Origin of the sequence: Desulfitobacterium nosdiversum (assembly GCF_049860565.1) — a bacterium.
Classification (GTDB): Bacteria; Bacillota; Desulfitobacteriia; order Desulfitobacteriales; family Desulfitobacteriaceae; genus Desulfitobacterium_A; species Desulfitobacterium_A nosdiversum.
Map to the genome: position 1 here is coordinate 3670597 of NZ_CP172056.1, position 18524 is coordinate 3689120.

Annotated in this window: 15 protein-coding genes; 3 read left to right on the forward strand and 12 right to left on the reverse strand. The window is 42.0% G+C overall.

The genetic code is table 11. From position 1 onward, the window contains the following. Window positions 1-252: 252 nt before the first annotated feature. From ligA to ACHOLT_RS17965, 4 genes are all read right to left on the reverse strand, one after another. Window positions 253-2286, reverse strand: coding sequence for an NAD-dependent DNA ligase LigA (gene ligA / locus ACHOLT_RS17950; RefSeq protein WP_425803445.1), 2034 nt, complete (start codon window positions 2284-2286; stop codon window positions 253-255). A 36-nt stretch (window positions 2287-2322) separates the two neighbouring features. Next, window positions 2323-3957 (reverse strand): putative manganese-dependent inorganic diphosphatase, encoded by a 1635-nt coding sequence (locus ACHOLT_RS17955; protein WP_425803448.1) that lies wholly within the window; start codon window positions 3955-3957, stop codon window positions 2323-2325. A 103-nt stretch (window positions 3958-4060) separates the two neighbouring features. After that, complete coding sequence (gene pcrA, locus ACHOLT_RS17960) at window positions 4061-6328, reverse strand: DNA helicase PcrA (protein WP_425803450.1); 2268 nt, start codon at window positions 6326-6328, stop codon at window positions 4061-4063. A 78-nt stretch (window positions 6329-6406) separates the two neighbouring features. Further along, on the reverse strand, window positions 6407-7000 hold the full coding sequence (locus tag ACHOLT_RS17965; protein WP_425803453.1) for a GNAT family N-acetyltransferase: 594 nt from the start codon (window positions 6998-7000) through the stop codon (window positions 6407-6409). A 142-nt stretch (window positions 7001-7142) separates the two neighbouring features. On the opposite strand from ACHOLT_RS17965, the gene ACHOLT_RS17970 reads away from it, so the two are divergent. After that, window positions 7143-8318 (forward strand): DUF2087 domain-containing protein, encoded by a 1176-nt coding sequence (locus ACHOLT_RS17970; RefSeq protein ID WP_425803456.1) that lies wholly within the window; start codon window positions 7143-7145, stop codon window positions 8316-8318. Window positions 8319-8434: 116 nt separating this feature from the next. On the opposite strand, the gene ACHOLT_RS17975 is transcribed toward ACHOLT_RS17970, so the two are convergent. The 4 genes from ACHOLT_RS17975 to ACHOLT_RS17990 are packed head-to-tail and all read right to left on the reverse strand — an operon-like array spanning window position 8435 to window position 11169. Next, window positions 8435-9151, reverse strand: coding sequence for a hypothetical protein (locus ACHOLT_RS17975; protein WP_425803458.1), 717 nt, complete (start codon window positions 9149-9151; stop codon window positions 8435-8437). Next, window positions 9148-9882: a hypothetical protein gene (locus ACHOLT_RS17980; protein WP_425803459.1), complete on the reverse strand. Its 735-nt coding sequence runs from the start codon at window positions 9880-9882 to the stop codon at window positions 9148-9150. The genes ACHOLT_RS17975 and ACHOLT_RS17980 overlap by 4 nt, the downstream gene beginning before the upstream one ends. Beyond that, the gene (locus ACHOLT_RS17985) at window positions 9860-10786 is read right to left on the reverse strand and encodes an ABC transporter ATP-binding protein (protein ID WP_425803461.1); all 927 of its coding nucleotides are present in this window, start codon (window positions 10784-10786) and stop codon (window positions 9860-9862) included. Before ACHOLT_RS17985 ends, ACHOLT_RS17980 begins: the two co-directional genes overlap by 23 nt. Next, entirely contained in the window at window positions 10783-11169 is a 387-nt protein-coding gene (locus ACHOLT_RS17990; RefSeq protein ID WP_425803463.1) for a GntR family transcriptional regulator, read from the reverse strand. The genes ACHOLT_RS17985 and ACHOLT_RS17990 overlap by 4 nt, the downstream gene beginning before the upstream one ends. Window positions 11170-11367: 198 nt before the next feature. Between ACHOLT_RS17990 and ACHOLT_RS17995 the strand changes: the two genes are divergently transcribed. Continuing rightward, on the forward strand, window positions 11368-13146 hold the full coding sequence (locus ACHOLT_RS17995) for a carbon starvation CstA family protein (RefSeq protein ID WP_425803465.1): 1779 nt from the start codon (window positions 11368-11370) through the stop codon (window positions 13144-13146). A gap of 174 nt (window positions 13147-13320) precedes the next feature. After that, complete coding sequence (locus ACHOLT_RS18000) at window positions 13321-14067, forward strand: tetratricopeptide repeat protein (protein WP_425803468.1); 747 nt, start codon at window positions 13321-13323, stop codon at window positions 14065-14067. Between the two features lie 125 nt (window positions 14068-14192). Here ACHOLT_RS18000 and ACHOLT_RS18005 read toward each other — a convergent pair whose 3' ends face one another. From ACHOLT_RS18005 to ACHOLT_RS18020, 4 genes are all read right to left on the reverse strand, one after another. Further along, a complete protein-coding gene (locus ACHOLT_RS18005; RefSeq protein ID WP_425803470.1) occupies window positions 14193-16232 on the reverse strand; it encodes a methyl-accepting chemotaxis protein in 2040 nt (679 codons plus the stop codon). A 25-nt stretch (window positions 16233-16257) separates the two neighbouring features. After that, on the reverse strand, window positions 16258-16560 hold the full coding sequence (locus ACHOLT_RS18010) for an STAS domain-containing protein (protein ID WP_425803473.1): 303 nt from the start codon (window positions 16558-16560) through the stop codon (window positions 16258-16260). Between the two features lie 69 nt (window positions 16561-16629). Then, window positions 16630-17061 (reverse strand): ATP-binding protein, encoded by a 432-nt coding sequence (locus ACHOLT_RS18015; protein WP_425803475.1) that lies wholly within the window; start codon window positions 17059-17061, stop codon window positions 16630-16632. Window positions 17062-17091: 30 nt separating this feature from the next. After that, window positions 17092-18204 carry a SpoIIE family protein phosphatase gene (locus tag ACHOLT_RS18020; RefSeq protein ID WP_425803478.1) on the reverse strand — a complete coding sequence of 371 codons (1113 nt, stop codon included), beginning with the start codon at window positions 18202-18204 and terminating at the stop codon, window positions 17092-17094. Window positions 18205-18524: the final 320 nt, after the last annotated feature.

Below are 18524 nucleotides of genomic sequence, written 5' to 3' on the forward strand. Positions count from 1 at the left end.
AAGTCCCTTCCCTCAGCTTAGGCGAGAAAGTCGTAATAGTCATGGTCGTGTAGATTCTCGCATATCCATTCACTTAGCCGCTCCAGGGCTGGTATACTTGCTTTCGCGGAAGCTCCGCCAAACCCTTGGGTAATACCTGAAGTGAACCACTGGCTCCGCTAACCACGAAAGCCTCGTCCCCCTTAACGGCCCTTCGCGAAATCGTTCATTTCTATGCGAGAATCTACGCTTATAGGTCTTTATTTGTATTTGTTATTCTTCTGTGCCTTTATTGAGTAGTTCTTCGAACTCTTCTTCGCTGAGAACAGGGATTCCCAGCTCCTTGGCCTTGGCTAATTTCGAGCCAGCCTTTTCTCCCGCGACAACGAAAGCGGTTTTTTTGCTGACACTGCTGGCCGCTTTTCCTCCATGGGCTTCAATAAGGCTCTCAATTTCCTGGCGATCCCACTTTTCTAAGGAACCTGTAACAACAATGCTTTTCCCAGCAAATATTTGTGGATGACTCGATTCTTCAGCGGTCATTTTCACCCCAGCTTCACGAAGCTTTTGGAGGAAACGTTCCGTGCTCTCTTGCTGGAAAAACTGCAGGATGCTTTGAGCCATTGTCGGTCCAATATCCGGAATGCTTTGCAAATCTTCAAGCTGGGCTTCTTTAAGCGCCTCCATGTTGCAAAATTGCTGAGCTAAGATTTTCCCCGCTTTTTCGCCAACATGCCGGATTCCTAAGGCAAAAATCAAGGGGGCTAAGCCTCTTTCTTTGCTTGCTTCAATAGCCTGAAGCAAGTTTTCGGCCGACTTATTACCCATTCGTTCAAGTTTAACGAGGTCTTCGAAGTTTAATGAATAAAGATCTGACGCATCGTTAATCAATTTTGTCTCTAATAGCTGATAAATTACGGCAGGTCCTAATCCGTCAATATTCATGGCATCCCGTGAAACAAAATGAATGATCTGTTCACGCTGCTGAGCCGGACAGGAAATGCTGGTACAGCGGTGAGCCGCTTCGCCTTCCTCCCGAATCACCGGGCTTTGGCATTCCGGGCAGCGTTCCGGCATTTTAAAAATTTTCTCTTCACCCGTTCTTTTTTCGGGCAAAGAGCGAACAACTTCTGGAATAACATCTCCTGCCTTCTGCAGAAGGACATGATCCCCCATGCGGATATCTTTATCTCGGATGTTATCGATATTATGTAAGGTTGCGCGGCTTACTGTGGATCCAGCCACAAAAACCGGAGTTAAATTCGCCGTTGGCGTAAGCACTCCAGTCCGACCCACACGTACTTCAATACTTTGGACTACCGTTTCTACCTGCTCGGCTGGAAACTTATAGGCAATCGCCCAGCGCGGGCTTTTCGCCGTAAAACCAAGTTCACGTTGTTGGGTCAGATTGTTGACTTTGATAACCAGTCCATCAATATCATAAGAAAATTGATGACGTTTTTCCGCCATTTCTTCACAGCACTGAATGACATCCTCAATAGTACCGAACAGCTTGAATTCAGGATTTACAAGAAAGCCCTGTGCTTTTAGAAAAGTCAGGATTTCAGTTTGAGAGGCTAACTTTATTCCTTCCGGCATAAGAACTTGATAGGCGAAGTAACTCAGCTTGCGCTGCGCACTGATTTTCGAATCCAGCTGGCGTAAAGATCCGGCGGCAGCATTACGTGGATTTGCGAAGGTAGACTGTCCTTCTTCCTCCCGCTCTTGGTTGAGCCGAGCAAAGGAGTCCTTGGGCATATATCCCTCGCCGCGAACATCAAAGCGGGAAAGGAGGCTGCGCAAACGCAAAGGGATCGCGGAAATCGTCTTTACATTTGCCGTTATTTCCTCTCCGACTTCCCCATCGCCCCGTGTTGCGCCTCGAACCAGCACTCCATCCTCATAGGTCAGTGCGACCGTCAACCCGTCAATCTTTAATTCAACCACATATTCTGCCTGGGGAGCGACCATCCGGACTCTCCTGTCGAATTCCCTTAAATCTCCCGCATTAAACGCATTATCTAAACTCAGCAGCGGTTCAGCATGCCTGACTTTCGGGAATTCTTTCGCAATATATCCGCCAACTCTTTGAGATGGTGAATCCGGAGTTTTCCATTCAGGATGAACCTCCTCAAGGGCAAGGAGCTCCTTCATCAAAGCATCATATTCAGCATCTGTTAACTGTGGCTGATCAAGCCCGTAATACTGATAGTTCGCCTCTTGGATCTGATCCTTTAACTTTTGGTAGTGTTCATAGGCTTGAGAATCCTCAACTCCATGCTGCTCCTGCTGTTGGTCATCAGACATCCTTCATTCGCCCCTCTCCAGGATATTTCTACTATTTTAACCCATAAAGTACTTCGTTAACGGCGGCACCACTTGTTTTTTCCGGGAAAGTACACCCGGCAGGAAGACCTGATTTTGATCTAAAGGCAGTTTAAAGGCTTTTGCAATTTCCTCGGGCTCATCCCCGGCAATCAGCAAATCCGTGTTTTCTTCCAATAAATCCGTGATCATCAAAAGCAGATACCGCATTCCTTTTTCTTTACGCATCGCTTCTAATTTTTGGGTCAGCTCATCTTTAATCTTATCCAAACCATCCAAGCCCATGACACTCGCTTGACCGATGCCAACCTTCACATCACGAAGGAAGAATTCTTTCAAATCTTCTTCGATCAAATCCTCAACCTTGCGCTCGGCCAAATTGGAGGACGCTTTAAACATTTGGATTCCAAATTCTTGAGCGTTCACTCCGGCAATTTTTTCTAGATAAGCTGCAACTTCCTTATCCGTTTCAGTACAGGTCGGCGACTTAAAGATAACCGTATCGGACAAAATTGCCCCCAGCATTATTCCGGCAATCTCTTTTTCAGGTACGATTCCGGCTTCTTGATAGCATTTCGCAACAATCGTATTACTGGAACCCACAGGTTCAGCGCGGAATAATATGGGATCCGCCGTTTGAATTCCGCCAACCCGGTGATGGTCCACAACTTCAAGAATCTGAGCCTGCTCAGCACCGTTAACGGCTTGTCCCCATTCATTATGGTCCACGAGAATCAGTTTTTTTCGGTTTAAGCTCAACAGATGATAGCGGCTGATAAGTCCCACAACACGCTCCTGATCATCAAGAACCGGATAGTTGCGGTAACGGGTTTCAAGCATCTTCTTCCGCACATCGGATATGAGATCGTCCTCCTGGAAAGAGACAACCCCTTCTGTTTTCATAATGCTTTGAACAGGCGCACTCATCAATAGAAGGCGTGCAACCGTAAATGTATCGGAAGGAACAGAAATTACAAGGATCTCTTTTTCATGAGCTAATTTATTAAGTCCAGCCGACAGCTTTGCCCCTCCAGTTAAGATTAAAGCAGAGGCGCCTATGCAAAGCGCACTTTCTTGAGCATCTTCGCGGTCACCGACAAGTACAACATTTCCGGGTTCAATAAAGGCTTCAAAGGTTTCCGACTGCATTGCTCCAACATAGACACATCCTACAAGTTCTTGATCCTCAGAACCGACAAGGAGTTCCCCCTTTAAGGTATCAATAACGTTCTGAGCGGTAATATGGAGGGAACCAAAATCTAAATCGCCCATATTCTCGATATAAGAACCTGAAAGATCTCCTACCGAAATCATACCTAGCATCCGATCTGCACGATCAACGATTGGCAGCGTTTTTTGAGAATTTATTTTCATAATCTGCCAAGCTTTGTATAAAGAAGTATTCGGCTTGACAGTGGGAATCGGACCATTAAGCAAATCCTTAACCCTGAGATTTACATCCGCTAAATATTCCGGAGCAGATACTCCAAAAGCATTAAGTACATATTCTGTCTCACGATTAACCTTCCCTGCACGGCAGGCCACAACATTTTCGCAGCCCAATCGTTGTTTTAGGCGTGCAAAAGAAATTGCTGCACAAATGGAATCTGTATCAGGATTTTTATGCCCAATGACATATATTTGTTCTTTCAAAGTTAAATAATCCTTTCTATATACAACTTATCTTTAATGATATTTATAATATATGATGATCCGACCTTTGATCTTATAATACTTGTAAGTTATGACTCTAGCTCTAAATCTTAGTAAGTTTAGCGTACTCCGCAATAAGTTTTTTAATCTGTCCCCCAAAAACAATTGAGATTTCAGCCTGACTGCCTTCTCCCTTGATGGCAACAATGATACCCTTACCAAATTTCGCATGTTCGACCTTTTCCCCAACATGATAATCAAACGTACCTGGTTCCTTAACAGGGTTGCCAATCTCTTTATCCCATGTTCCCCAGGACGAACGTCCGCCAAAATTACGGTTTCCCATTCCCGTTTGCGGCTGCGGCTTCTTCATCCGCGTTGGCGGAGGATCAATCGGATCACGGTCCACCATGAGCTGGGGCGGAATTTCCTCCATAAATTCGGAAGGCCGGTTATATTGAGTACGACCATACAGCATCCGCTGATCGGCATACGAAAGATAAAGTCTTTCCCGAGCTCGCGTAATGGCAACATAACACAAACGGCGTTCCTCAGCCAGTAAAGTCGGATCCATCATCGAGCGGCTGCTCGGAAAAATACCTTCTTCCATACCCACTAAAAAGACAACTGGAAACTCCAGCCCTTTGGCACTATGGATAGTCATTAAGGCCACGGATTCTTCGGCAGGATCAAGAGCGTCGATTTCTGCAACCAGAGAAACCTGCTCGAGGAAACCCGCTAAACCGGGGGTGAAGTATTCTTCGTCCTCTTCCCCTTCAGGTAGATTTTCATCCTGATCTAAAGCTTTCTCATCATATTCAGCTGTCACCGATAGAAACTCACGCAAATTCTCAAGACGTGCTTCCGCTTCCGGTGACTTATCCGTCTTAAGTTGTTCCCAATAACCCGTTCTCTTTAAAACTTCCTCAACTAAATGGGTCACTGAACTTTCCTCAAGCGCCAATTGTTTTAGTTCTTGCATAAGGTCGGCAAACGCCAGCAAAGGCTTTTTGGCGCGTGTTGTTAAATCCGGAATATAGTCAGCTTCCATGATCGCATCCAGGACGGGCATGCCTTGTTCTTCGGTATATTCGATAATCTTCTCCAGAGTAGAATTTCCCAAGCCGCGTTTTGGAACATTAAGGATTCTCGAAAACGCAACCTGATCGGAAGGATTATGAAGAATGCGCAGGTAAGCCAGCATATCTTTAATCTCCATGCGTTCGTAGAATTTCAGGCCGGAAAAGATTCGATAAGGAACGCCTTGCTTCATAAACCGTTCTTCAATGACCCGCGACTGGGCATTGGTGCGATAAAGAATGGCAAAATCATTAAATTTTCGCCCTTCAACATCCCTCAAGCGCTGAATGCGTTCAGCGATATAGCGGGATTCATCATGTTCATTCTCGGCGACATAGTAAACCAGCGGATTTCCTTCTTCATTCTCCGTCCAGAGGGATTTTTCTTTGCGTTCGGTATTATTGCTGACCACAGAATTCGCTGCATCGAGAATATGCTTTGTTGAGCGATAATTCTGCTCGAGCTTTAAAACTTTCGCTTCGGGGTAATCCCGTTCAAAGTCAAGGATATTCTGGACATCGGCACCGCGGAACATATAAATCGACTGGTCATCGTCCCCTACAACACAAAGATTTCGATATTTCTTCGCAAGGAGATTGACGAGAGCGTATTGAGCATGGTTCGTATCTTGATACTCATCGACTAAAATGTAACGAAACTTCTCTTGATAATACGCTAAGACTTCCGGATTCTCCCTAAAAAGGCGCACGGTAAGCATAATAATGTCGTCAAAGTCTAGAGCATTATTCCCTTTGAGCCTTTTTTGGTAAAGTTCATAGACCTTTTCTACTTTTTGCTCGAAATAATCTGCAGCCCTTTGGGAAAATTCTTCAGGACTTTGAAGCTTGTTTTTAGCATCACTAATAACTCCGCCAATCGCCCGCGGAGCAAATTTTTTCTCGTCTAAGTTAAGTTCCTTCATACAGGACTTTATAACCGCTTGCTGGTCACTGGAATCATAAATCACAAAGCTGCGTGAATATCCAGGCAAATGTTCAATCTCGCTGCGTAAAATTCGAACACAGGCCGAGTGGAACGTTGCAACCCAAAGTCCTCGTCCTTCACTTCCAACTAACGTCCCAACCCGCTCACGCATTTCCTGCGCGGCCTTATTGGTAAAGGTAATGGCGAGAATGTTCCAGGGATCTATGCCTTGCGCAATTAGATGGGCAATCCTGTAGGTCAGAACTCTTGTTTTTCCGGAACCGGCCCCCGCTAAAATCAATAGCGGACCATCCCGGTGTTCTACAGCCTGACGCTGCACTGGGTTTAAGTCATCTAACCGATACATTTTTCCACTCCACCTCACTTTTTCGAATCTATATTATATCATAACTCAAGGTGGACAAGGAGAAGTTTCAGCCATATCTTATTTATATTCTATCGAGTACCTCATGATCGGTTTCGCCTTGGAACGTCGCTCTGCTACGACAAAGCCCGCTTTGTCAAAGACAGAGGGAATCCCTGTCCAAGCAAAAGCGGCTGGAATATGATCTCCGTAAGGTACAATTGGATAACCTTCAATTATTCTAACTTGGTTGGCTCTACCGTAGTTAATGGCTCCCTTAAGCAGTTCAACAGATAATCCTTTTCTCCTATGGGATTTGGATATGAAGAAACACGTAATCGACCAAACGGATTCATTATCAATTCTTTTCCAAACTCTCGAATTTTCGAGTCTTGGAAAAACTTCTCTTGGTGCAATTGCACACCATCCAATGGGTGTGTCACCAATATAAGCTATAATTCCTATCTTTTCGTTTTGTTCAACTAACGATTTCATCGCGCGTTTATTTTCATTCCCCTTTTGACGTTCAAAGTCGGATTTTTTTAAACGCCACGCCATACACCAACATCCACCACAAGCTCCTCTTTCTCCAAATAGCGTTTCAAAGTCTTCCCATCGCGTCATATCTAAAGGATAAATTCTTAGATTCAACACTTTATTCGCATAAATTAACACATTTCATTCTCCTCTCGGCCTTTTCCAGACAAATAATAAATGCATAAATAATAGACATTATATGTGAACATCTTGATTTTTAATAGACGTTACTGCATAATATCTATGTAGTATTACAAACATATTAGGGAAGTGTTTATGAATGTCAGATTTATCGGATCTGTTCTGGCAAGCTTCACTGCCAGAGATGAAACAAGGTTATTTATACAATAAGCAGAAAGACGAATTTATTTGCCTCATCTGTGGTAAAAGCTTTACAAAAGGAATGATCTACCCCAGTGATGGCCAACTCTATGAAGTCCAAAAATATGTCAAACTCCACATCCGTCAAAATCATCATTCCAGCTTCCATTATCTTCTCAATCTTGATAAAAAATTAACCGGCTTAACCGATCATCAGAAAACCTTGTTTGAGCTTTTCTATGAGGGTTTAAGCGATCAAGAAATTGCCCGAACTCTAAACACAGGAAGTACCTCAACCATCCGAAATCATCGATTTTCGTTGAGAGAAAAGCAAAAGCAAGCTAAGGTTTTCCTTGCTCTAATGGAACTGTTAAGTGAGCATATTCCTAAAAAAGAAACTTCTTCTGCCGCCTTACAGCAGTTTTCCAAAAATACTCCTCAGTTTTCTTCGCCGGCGTACGTTACTCCTGCCTTTGCTGTGACCGAAGAAGAAAATGAAAAGATCCTTGCAGCCTGTTTTAAGCAAGGTTTAAACGGTCCTTTGACTTCTTATCCGCATAAGGAGAAACGAAAGTACGTGGTCTTAAGACATCTCCTTCATTTTTTTGATCTCCAAAAAAACTACACTGAAAAAGAGATCAACGCGGTCTTAAAGCCCATTTACAAAGACTATGTCCTTCTCCGTCGTAATTTAATCGAATATGGCTTCCTTGATCGCACTCCGGATGGAAGTGCGTATTGGGTAAAAATACCACGAAAGGAGCTCGATAGTATGGATAAGCATAAAGAGTTAAAATTAGCCTATAAGCAGAATCCCAGACCCATGGGGGTATTTCAGATTAAGAATCTTACCAATGGTAAGGTTTTCTTGGGAACAAGCATGGATCTGCCGGGTAAACTCAATGGACAACGCTTTCAATTGGAATGTAAAAGTCATCCGAACAAGGGTTTACAAACAGATTGGAATATCTTAGGCCCTGAATCCTTTAGCTTTGAAATTCTTGAGGAAGTCGATACTGAGAAAATAACGGAAGAAAATTGGCGTGATACCGTTTTCGCAATGGAAGAGAAATGGCTGGATCAGTTACAACCGTACAACGACAAAGGATATAACAAACCGAAGCAGGCAAAATAAAAGCAACACCGGAATCTCTCAGTTGGACTCATCATTAAAAGGCTCATCATTAAAAACGCCACAAGGGTCCCATTCATCAATGGTCTACTTGTGGCGTTAAACATATCATAACCCGGCTATTCTAAAACATGAACATTCTTATAATAGTTATGGATTTCCATACTTTGCGGGACATAAAGATAGATGATATTCCAATCCTGATTGCTATATGAATCCAGCGATTTGGAATTAAGATGCTTAAACTGGTCGATTGTAAAATCGGCCATAAATTGTTTATACTCAAAACTTTGGTGACTCGGTTCTTTGATAGAAAGATATCCGTCATCTAAGAGAACATTTGGAGGCAAAATAAATTTTGTGTAATTGATCCCTCCGACCAATAGTTCATTAGTATAGCTGCTCATTTCCACTTCGCCGTCATCGACGGCTTTTCTTTTTATAAAAACCAAATTATTTCCTCTATTTACCGACGAATCAAAGGAAAGGGAGTTTACATGCGCTGTAAAGGTTTGACTCTTGTTTTTATAGATTCCTTTAATCTGATCCGGATTATCTTCTGAAGAAAAAAGGGTTACGACATCCTCCGGCGAGCTTAGATTCATCTCGTTTTTATTCGTTTCCGCTTGTGTAAATTCCTGCCTTGGAAGTAAATATGAGAGTGGAACAAGCAGGATCAAAATGGCAAGATACACTCCGGCAAAAAGTATATTTCGTTTCCATGATACATAACGGCTTAATATTCGGACAGATAACTGAGCCATTAAAAACAAGAAAACGATAATCACACCCAATATGATGAAAAGGCCTATATTAACGAAACCCGTTCCATTCATTTTCTAACCTCCAATCTATTCGAAAGAAGAATACTTATTCCAAACAAAAGAATGGCTAGGGCTAATAGCTTCAGCGTAAAAACCGGGAGGGAACTTTCAAAAAAATAGGCATAAATTTTCATGAGATATTGAACATAAACCTTTAAAAACCCTGCCGTTAAAATCGGTATTATGATAACAAAGCTTTTATGGAGCTCAACCAAAGTTCCACCCAAGTAACCGATCGCCGAAAAAAGAATCAGGCAAAGGCTTGTCACAAACATTCCAAAAAGGAGATTAATAGGACTAATAAGGAAGCCTTCAAACAAAACCTGGGCAGGGCCGAATATAAAATAGCCAAGAATCCGAAGAAGTACGCCGCTGAGCGAGGCCATAATCCCTGCAAAAATTGAGAAAGTCATAAGGAACCCCATATTTGAAAGGTTGCTCGACAACCGATTTGCCACTAGGGAAAATTCAATATTTCTATACGATTTGTTCGCAATAGTAGCTGCAGTGATCAGAATCCAGAAGAGAGAAAACACGATCACTAAATCTGCGGAATACGATTTTACAGTAATACTTAAATTGTTTCTTCCAAAAGCCCTCGACATTAATCCACCCATTGAAAAAAGCAGTCCCAGCGCCTGTGCGATAAACATTCCATATACTAAATTGGAATATCCTTTTATTTTATAAATATATTGCTTAAACGCTGCCGATTGAAGGCTAACTTCTCTTAAAGACATCATCAATCCCTCCCTTGCTTTTTTCGGTTAGATAAATGAATAAATTATCAATTGAAACCGGCATGAGTTCAACTCCGCTCTGTTTTGCTTTTCCGGAACCCTCTTGAATGAGATCTCGTACAATCGGACTATTTATATTTCTTTTAATGACTGCATACACATTGTCTTTGGCGAATTCTTCCTGATGAATGATCTCTTCGCCTTTGAGCAACTCACGTATCACCTGAGCATTTCCCCTTAAACCCATCGCCCATTCTTTGAGTTCATCAATAGGCAGATGCAAACATTTACGTCCCTGCTTTAGCAAAAGGACATCCTCAAGAATATCTTCAACCTCGTTGAGCAAATGACTGGAAAGGAGAACTGTCCGAGGGTATTCAAGATAATCTTTAAGCAAGGCTCGGTAAAAATCCTTGCGCACAGCTGAGTCCATCCCTGTCGTTGGCTCGTCAAATAAGGTGAGCGGGCAGTGAGAAGCAATCCCGATTATACAGTTAAATAGACTTTTGCTGCCTTTGGACAGGCGGCTGTGCCTTATTTGCGGATTCAGATTAGAATAGTCAAATAAGCCTTCTGCAAGCCGGGAATCCCAATTTGGATAAAATGGGGCGACCTCTGCCATGATATCCTCAAGGGTGAACGATTCAGGAAATGCCATGTTCTCATCGACAAAAATCATATTTCCGGCAACCGACAGGTTATTGAAGGGATGTTGGGAAAACACTTTAAGTTCTCCGTCCGTTGGCCTCAGGTAGCCCGCAATCAGCTTGAGCAGAGTCGTTTTACCTGCGCCATTTCTTCCGATCAGCCCTGTAATCTTGTTTTCCTCAATTTCGAAGGATAAACCGTCTAAGGCTTTAAAACTCCCAAAAGATTTAGTCAAATTTTCGCACTCGATCACCTTCATTTTCCATCCCCCCCACTTTCTTTGGCCGCTCTCTGAATCAATAGAATGAGTTCATCTTCGCTGACCGCCAAACGTTTGGCCTCGCCGATGAGTTCCTGGATCATCGGCCCAAGCTTCAGATTCCGATGCTTCGATAAAATTGATTTTCTGGCATCAAGAGCGACAAACATTCCCAATCCCCGCTTTTTATAGACGATGTTTTCCTCCGCTAAAAGATTCAGTCCTTTCGCGGCTGTTGCCGGATTAATGTTAAACATCTCTGCAAGTTGATATTGTGAATAAATCCGCTCGTCTTCTTTTAGGTTACCATTCAATATTTCGTTCTCAAGCCATTCTGCAATTTGAAGATAGAGCGGTTTAATGCTGTCCGGATTTAAGATCACAATATTCACCTCCTTCGAGGAAATAAAACTATTAAACATTACTAAAAAATGAACCATAGTGCATTAGTCTAGTAATGTACTATGGTTCTATTATATATTCATGTAAATCTATAGTCAACATCCCTAAATATGGTATATCTTTATACATAAATTTTTCCATAAAAAAGCAAACTAATTCTGAAAAAGGAGGTATAATGCATGAATGCAATTTGGCTCGTTATTTTTGCTGCTCTCTTCTTAACCTTAGGCTACCGTCTCTATGGTTCATTCATTGCAGCTAAAATCTTAGCCTTAGATGATAGCCGTAAAACTCCTGCAGTTATTCATAATGATAATCGTGATTATGTACCGACAAACAAATGGATTCTCTTTGGCCACCATTTCGCAGCCATTGCAGGGGCCGGCCCTTTAATCGGGCCCACACTTGCTGCACAATATGGCTTTGCTCCCGGTGCGCTTTGGATTCTCATCGGTTCAGTTCTTGCCGGTGCAGTCCATGATATGGTTATCTTATTCGCTTCGGTTCGCCATGACGGACTATCTATTTCCGAAATCGCTAAAGATGAAATCGGACCCGTTGCAGGGGTAGTTTCATCGATTGCTGTTCTCTTTATTCTGATCATTACCATGGCTGGTTTAGCTTTAGCCGTTGTCAATGCTCTCTTTAACAGCCCCTGGGGAACATTTACTGTCGGAATCACCATTCCTATTGCACTCTTTGTGGGCATTTATCTTAGATGGCTGCGGATTGGCCGCATTGGCGAAGCTACTGTCATCGGTGTCGCTTTAATCTTTCTTGGGGTTATCCTGGGACCAATCGTTGAGCATTCCTTTTTTGCCCCGTATTTTACGTTTTCCCATGAACAGCTGGCTGTCATTTTAGCAGTTTATGGTTTTGCAGCAGCAACACTCCCAGTTTGGCTTCTCCTCGCCCCTCGGGACTACCTCAGTACTTATTTGAAGATAGGCGTTATTGGTGCTTTAGCCATAGGTATTATCTTTATCCAGCCTCATCTGAGAATGCCTGCAATTACATCTTTTGTGAACGGAGGCGGTCCTGTAATTCCCGGCCCGGTATGGCCCTTCATGTTTATCACTATTGCCTGCGGAGCTCTTTCAGGTTTCCACTCCATTATTGGAACGGGCACTACACCAAAAATGATTACCCTCGAACGGGATATCCTCCCCATCGGCTTCGGAGCAATGCTGGTCGAAGGGTTTGTAGCCCTTATGGCTCTTATTGCAGCTACAAGCTTACATCCTGCTGATTATTTTGCTATCAATGCTTCCCCCGCAGTTTTTGAAAAGTTAGGAATGGCCATACAGGAACTTCCCCAGCTTTCCCAACTCGTCGGCGAGAATGTAGCGGGCCGCGCCGGCGGTGCAGTCTCTCTTGGTGTGGGAATGTCCGATATTTTCCGCAAAATTCCTTTCCTGGCCGCTATATCAAGCTACCTCTACCATTTCGTCATTATGTTCGAAGCCTTGTTCATCCTCACAACAATTGACGCCGGAACGAGGGTAGGACGCTATTTATTACAGGAATTAGGGGGAACAGTCTATAAGCCTCTTGCTCGGACTAACTGGTGGCCCGGAATTCTTTTGACCAGTGCCCTGATGTCTTTTACCTGGGGATACCTTGTCTATGGCGGAAACATTTCCACGATCTGGCCTTTATTCGGGGTCGCTAATCAGCTGCTCGCCGGAATGGCCTTAGCCATTGGCACAACTCTTCTTTTCCGGATGGGAAAAGCGAAATACACTTGGACTACGATTCTCCCCTTTATATTTGTTACAGTGACAACCATTGCTGCCGGATATCAGAATATCGTCATTTATTACCTCCCCACGGGAAAAAACCTTTTAGCACTGCTAACCGCGGTAATGATGGTTCTGGTTACGGTTATTCTTGTCCTATCTATTCGTAAATGGCTTGAGCTTGGCACACCGGCTCCAAGACTTGATCCCCAAAGTTAACTATTATAAGACGAAAAAGATTTAAACTAAGACTCCGCACTTTAAACTGCCTACTGTTTGTTATGCAGGCAAAAAAATGCGGAGTCTTTATTTATCTGAAACGAAAAAGCCTCTATAATAAAAATAAAGCTGAAGGCTTAGGATTTAATCCCTAAAATTACTTATGTGGAGGCTATGATGGATATAAAGAATGTGATGAGCCGATTCAATAAACGACATCTGCCCCTTTTCTTCTTATCCGTTGTTGTCATAATCGCAGGGATTTTTCTAGTCATAAAATTTACTGAACCACAACAAGAAACATCCTCGTCTCTTTCCAGCGAAACGAAACAAGAAGATCAAAACGCACATGACTCAGGCACTGCAACGGCATCAACTGCATCAACTACGGCGACCTCGGCACCCACTCCTGCAGCTCCGACTGAAATACAGCAAAAAGCACTTAACCTCTATGAGCAAGGACTTAAGCTTTATTATAATCGTCAATTTAGTCAAGCTTTAGACCTTTTTAACCAAGCCTTAGCTCTCGACCCCAATTGCTATCAAGCGATAAATGGAAAAGGAGCCACTTATGCTTTCTTAGGCCGTTATGATGAGGGAATTACTTTAATTAGACATGCTCTTGAGCTAAAACCTGATTTTGTTTACGGTCATTTTAACCTTGGTCTCGCGAATGAACTTGCAGGTCGATGGAATGATGCGATTGATGCCTACCATTCCGCAATTAGCCTTGATTCGAAAGACGTCTGGAGTTATTACGGTATTGCCAGCATCTATGGAAGGCAGGGAAATACGGATAAAGTTATAGAATATTTACAGCAAGCGATCAATCTCCAACCCGATGTAAAAGAAGTGGCGAAAGAGGAAAAAGATTTTAATCCTGTTAAAAACGATCCCCGTTTTATAGCTTTAGTCAAATAAACATCTCAACCTCACCATATTGGGAGAGGAACTTGGAAAGGAATTTACGAAAAGCCATCTCGTGTATACAAATTTACATCGAGATGGCTTCTTAATCTTTATTATCAACTACGTTCTATTTTAGGTTAGTTTTCAGCTTTTGCTATCAGGCTGTTTAAGTACTTAATAACCTTCCCGGATTGCTGATCTAACTTCTTAAGGCATTTTTGGGCTTTGTCCAAATCCCCTTGCTGATAAGCAATAGCCGCTTCATGGGCCATTTCGTGGACTAAACGATGGGGATCATCCATGGCTTGATACTCATTTAAGCTTTTGAAGGGATTATCTTCTGAGCTATACCATTTCCCTAAGCGGCACACCTTATGTGAGGTCACTTCTTCCGGCGCTACTTCTTCAATCCCTTTGAGCATATTAACGATACGTGACTTCCAGAGTAGATGATCTGTTTTCGCTTTTTCCAGGATATCTCGATTGGTAAATTTATCCGAAGAAACTTTGAAACTCTCGACTCCTTTATTCAACTCTTGTGCCATCAATGCCGCCTCTTGAATACTTGAAGCCACAGTCTCCATGGAAGCATTGATTTCTTCTGATGAAGATGCAACTTCTTGAGCTTCTGTCGATGTATTCTCAATCGCATCAGCAACGGAGTTAATCAATTGAATAATTTTATCTGAACTCGCGACTTCCGAATCGGTAACTTCAACACTATATTGAACATCCTTAGCCGTTTTCTGCACAGCTTCTAAGATTTCATGCAATGCATTTCCAGCTTGATTCATGATCTGCACGCCATTTTCGACTTCATCTCGGCTGTCCTTTGTTGCTTTCACCGCAGCTGTCACCCCAATGAGGACTTTTTGAGCCAAACCTGCCACATCCTGAGCTCCTTGGGCTGAAAGTTCCGCTAATTTACGGACCTCCTCAGCCACAACAGCAAAACCTCTGCCTGATTCACCTGCCCGGGCAGCTTCAATAGCTGCATTAAGCGCCAAAAGATTAGTCTGATCAGCAAGTCCTGTAATTGTAACCGTAATCTCGTCAATCTGGTGAGAGAACTCTGTTAAGGATGACATAAGTTCTTCCATTTCAAGGGTTTTAGCACGGATCATTGCCATTCTGCCCACAGCATCTTCAACTGTTTTCTTACCGCTTTCCGCTGTTTCCAGAGTAGTTTGTGAGCTAACACCGGCGGATTGACTTTGCCGACGTGCAATTTGAGTTAAAGAAGAAAGCTCAAGCAGTACTTGAGATGCTTCGACAATAGCTTTTGTTCCGGTATCTGCGTCTGAAGCTACCCTTTGCATACTGCCGCTGACTTCACCGACCGAAACAGTAACTTCCTCACTACTCGCGGCAAGCTGCTGCGAGGAAGCAGCTAAATTAGCGGACAGATCCCTAACCTTTTGTACAAGTTCTGCTAATCTGCGAACCATGACATTAAAGGCTGCACTTAAATCTCCAAATTCATCATTGGATTTAACTTCTGCGACAACTGTAAGATCTCCCATTCCCGCCTTGCTCATCATCTCTTGCAAGTTATTGATTTCTCTGAGAATCCACCGTGATAGCGCGAATCCAATAAGGATGGCAGCCGCAACAGCGATTAGGCTCGCAAAAATATTAACCCGGTTTGCCCAACTAATATAAGCAATAATATCGTTCTGGCTTGCGTTTAACGTGTTGCTCTGTCTCTCATCGAAGCTTTCTAGCACCTTTACAATCGGTTCAAAGGAATTTTCTCCTGAGATTGCAAGATTAGTACCCGGCGCACTTTGGATAATCTTTTCACTAGACTGTTCATAAGTATTGATTAACCCTTGTACTTTCTGAATATCCTGTTGATCTTGCTGCGTCAAATCAAGCTTGTTCAATTCTGCAATATGTTCTTTAATAGTTTGCATGTCATTGCGATATGCTGTGACTAAAGGTTTACGGTCAATATCTGTTTGAGCATTACTGACTCTAAGCATATTGTTGTCAGCACTATGAATATCTGCTATTAAGTCTTTAGCTAAGCCTGATATTTTAGCGTGATTAGCTATTTCACTTACTCCCTGATCTACTTTGTTTTGGAATAAGTTACTTATTAAAATCGCTACGGCAAAAATTAGGATGATCCCAAAAAATCCTCCTAAAATACGAAATCTAACCGATTGTTTCATGTGCTTCTCCTCTTCTTTGCTCTTCCTACTCGATATCAAAAACTTTATTTAATCGAGTCATGAGAAAGAGTTCTTTTACAGCGCCTTGCAACCCCTGAATAACTACGCCTCCGCCATGCTCGATTGCACGCTTATGAATAGCAACTAAGACCCCAAGCCCCGAACTATCGATATATGTAGCTTGACTCATATTAATAACAAAACGCCGGTATCCTGTACCAATGAGGTCAAGAAGCTTTTCTCTCAACTGTGCAGCGTCTTCTACAAAAATTTTCCCCTCTAAATTTACCCGTACTTCATTTTTATCTGCTTTGATATCAAATGCCATTAAAATTCCTCCTTATTTTTAAATTATAATACTTTTTTACCTAATAGTTAATGTTTAATAATAATCAATTTAATTTTGTATATTTTTTATCAATGATACAGCGTTGCCTTTTGCATTATAGTGAACCTGATCCATAGCAGATTCCATAATAAATAACCCCCGGCCTGATTCACCCCATTGCCATTCCTTGCTGTTATCACAGCAATTTGAGTTAAATTTCGTTACGAGATTTTCTACACAAAAGCCGTTTCCTTTATCTTTAATTCGAATAAAGAGGAAGTTGGAATCAAATAGATAAATACTAATCGTTACAGGATTGAACGTACCTGAACCATATTTAAATGCATTGTTGACAGCTTCATTAATGGCTATTTCAACCATAGTAAGCTGATCTTTTGGCAAATTATCTGAGACATCTTCTATACAATGATGAACATTTTCACGACAGCCCTGATATTCTTGTTCATTCGTAAATGTACATCGCATCAGTCTTTCACGCATCTTTTTTCACCTCTTACTTGCCTTAAATCCCTAATCTCCTTCACGAGGCCGCATAAATCCAAGGGCAGTTGCATCATCAAGCAACTCTTGCGTAAATGAAGGAGAATTTAAAAGATTCATCATCGACGAAACATTCATCTTGTCAAGTGCGAGGTTCTTTTCCTGAATACGGTCGAAAAAGCCGTCCGTCAAAAAAATTGCTCCATCACCAGGCTCAAAACTACATTCATGCTCTTCAAATTCCTCATCCTCGGATATTCCGAGAAACAGGCCTGGCTTACTTACTACTTTTAGCCCTAAGCCCTTACCAGAACACAAAAGGAAATGGTTAATACCTGCCATAACAAAATGTATTTGTCTCTTCACAAGATCAATATGAAAAAGTATTCCTCCCGCAAAAAAATCATCAGGGAGAATACTAATGCATTCATTATTCAACCATTTCATTTTTTCGGGCAGCGACAGTTCCTTTTCCATAACTTGCCTGTAAAGCACTCTTAATGCAGATACTTGTAGGGCTGTCGCAATCCCATGTCCCATTACATCAAAAAGAAATCCTCGAAGATTCTTTTTAGCCTCATTCCAACGATAATCATAATAATCCCCGCTGAGATGAGTATAGGGAAAATATAAACTTTTCAGCATGAGTTCATCTTTATTAAAATCGGGCATCAATAATCCTTTTTGGATCCTTCCCGCCAATTCCACTTCCCGACGCATCTCCATATCCTCGGTAATGTCTCGAAAGATTGCGACATAATTCGTCAACATGGATGCTTCGTCATATACAGCATGAATAGACATCCATTCAGGAAAAATCTGACCATTCTTACGTTTATTCCATATTTCCCCCTGCCACTGTCCTTTTTCTATGAGGTCTTTCCACATGCTCCGATAAAATGCAACTTTATGCCTGCCCGATTGAAGAATACGAGGATTTTTACCTAAAATATCTTCGGGAAAATATCCCGTAGTACGGGTAAATGCCGGATTGACATAGGTAATTTTCCCATTTGGATTTGTCATACAAATGCTTTCTTGTGAAGCTTCAAAAACTCGCCCTGCAATTTCGATGAGGGTATCACTGCAATAATCCTTCTTAAAAGTTAAATTTACAAGCTTTCGATGGATTTCTTCATTCATATATGGCCTCCAACCACGTTCAGTTGTACATAAACTTCTATTTCAATTCAGTGTTAGGTATTATTCTAGTTATTTTTATGTAATCCTGCTTAAATAGTTCCATCTCTAAAATTTAATCAATAATTAATGCCTTTTTCTTCTAATATCTTAAAAATGCTTATGTTTTCACCTGATATTATTTTACGAAAGTTCTTTATTTTCATTGATTATTATAACAGAAGATAATTCATCATGAGTAAAGAATTCACTTAATTCAACGCCATAAATTAACAGATTGTCCTATAAAGGATTCAATGCTGTAATGTCGAATTTAATGAAGC

Coding starts and splice junctions, on each gene's coding strand:
- ligA (WP_425803445.1), bottom strand. CDS start 2,286: ATGTCTGATGACCAACAGCAGGAGCAGCATGGAGTTGAGGATTCTCAA.
- pcrA (WP_425803450.1), bottom strand. CDS start 6,328: ATGTATCGGTTAGATGACTTAAACCCAGTGCAGCGTCAGGCTGTAGAA.
- ACHOLT_RS17970 (WP_425803456.1), top strand. CDS start 7,143: ATGTCAGATTTATCGGATCTGTTCTGGCAAGCTTCACTGCCAGAGATG.
- ACHOLT_RS17975 (WP_425803458.1), bottom strand. CDS start 9,151: ATGAATGGAACGGGTTTCGTTAATATAGGCCTTTTCATCATATTGGGT.
- ACHOLT_RS17980 (WP_425803459.1), bottom strand. CDS start 9,882: ATGATGTCTTTAAGAGAAGTTAGCCTTCAATCGGCAGCGTTTAAGCAA.
- ACHOLT_RS17985 (WP_425803461.1), bottom strand. CDS start 10,786: ATGAAGGTGATCGAGTGCGAAAATTTGACTAAATCTTTTGGGAGTTTT.
- ACHOLT_RS17995 (WP_425803465.1), top strand. CDS start 11,368: ATGAATGCAATTTGGCTCGTTATTTTTGCTGCTCTCTTCTTAACCTTA.
- ACHOLT_RS18000 (WP_425803468.1), top strand. CDS start 13,321: ATGATGGATATAAAGAATGTGATGAGCCGATTCAATAAACGACATCTG.
- ACHOLT_RS18005 (WP_425803470.1), bottom strand. CDS start 16,232: ATGAAACAATCGGTTAGATTTCGTATTTTAGGAGGATTTTTTGGGATC.
- ACHOLT_RS18010 (WP_425803473.1), bottom strand. CDS start 16,560: ATGGCATTTGATATCAAAGCAGATAAAAATGAAGTACGGGTAAATTTA.
- ACHOLT_RS18015 (WP_425803475.1), bottom strand. CDS start 17,061: ATGCGTGAAAGACTGATGCGATGTACATTTACGAATGAACAAGAATAT.
- ACHOLT_RS18020 (WP_425803478.1), bottom strand. CDS start 18,204: ATGAATGAAGAAATCCATCGAAAGCTTGTAAATTTAACTTTTAAGAAG.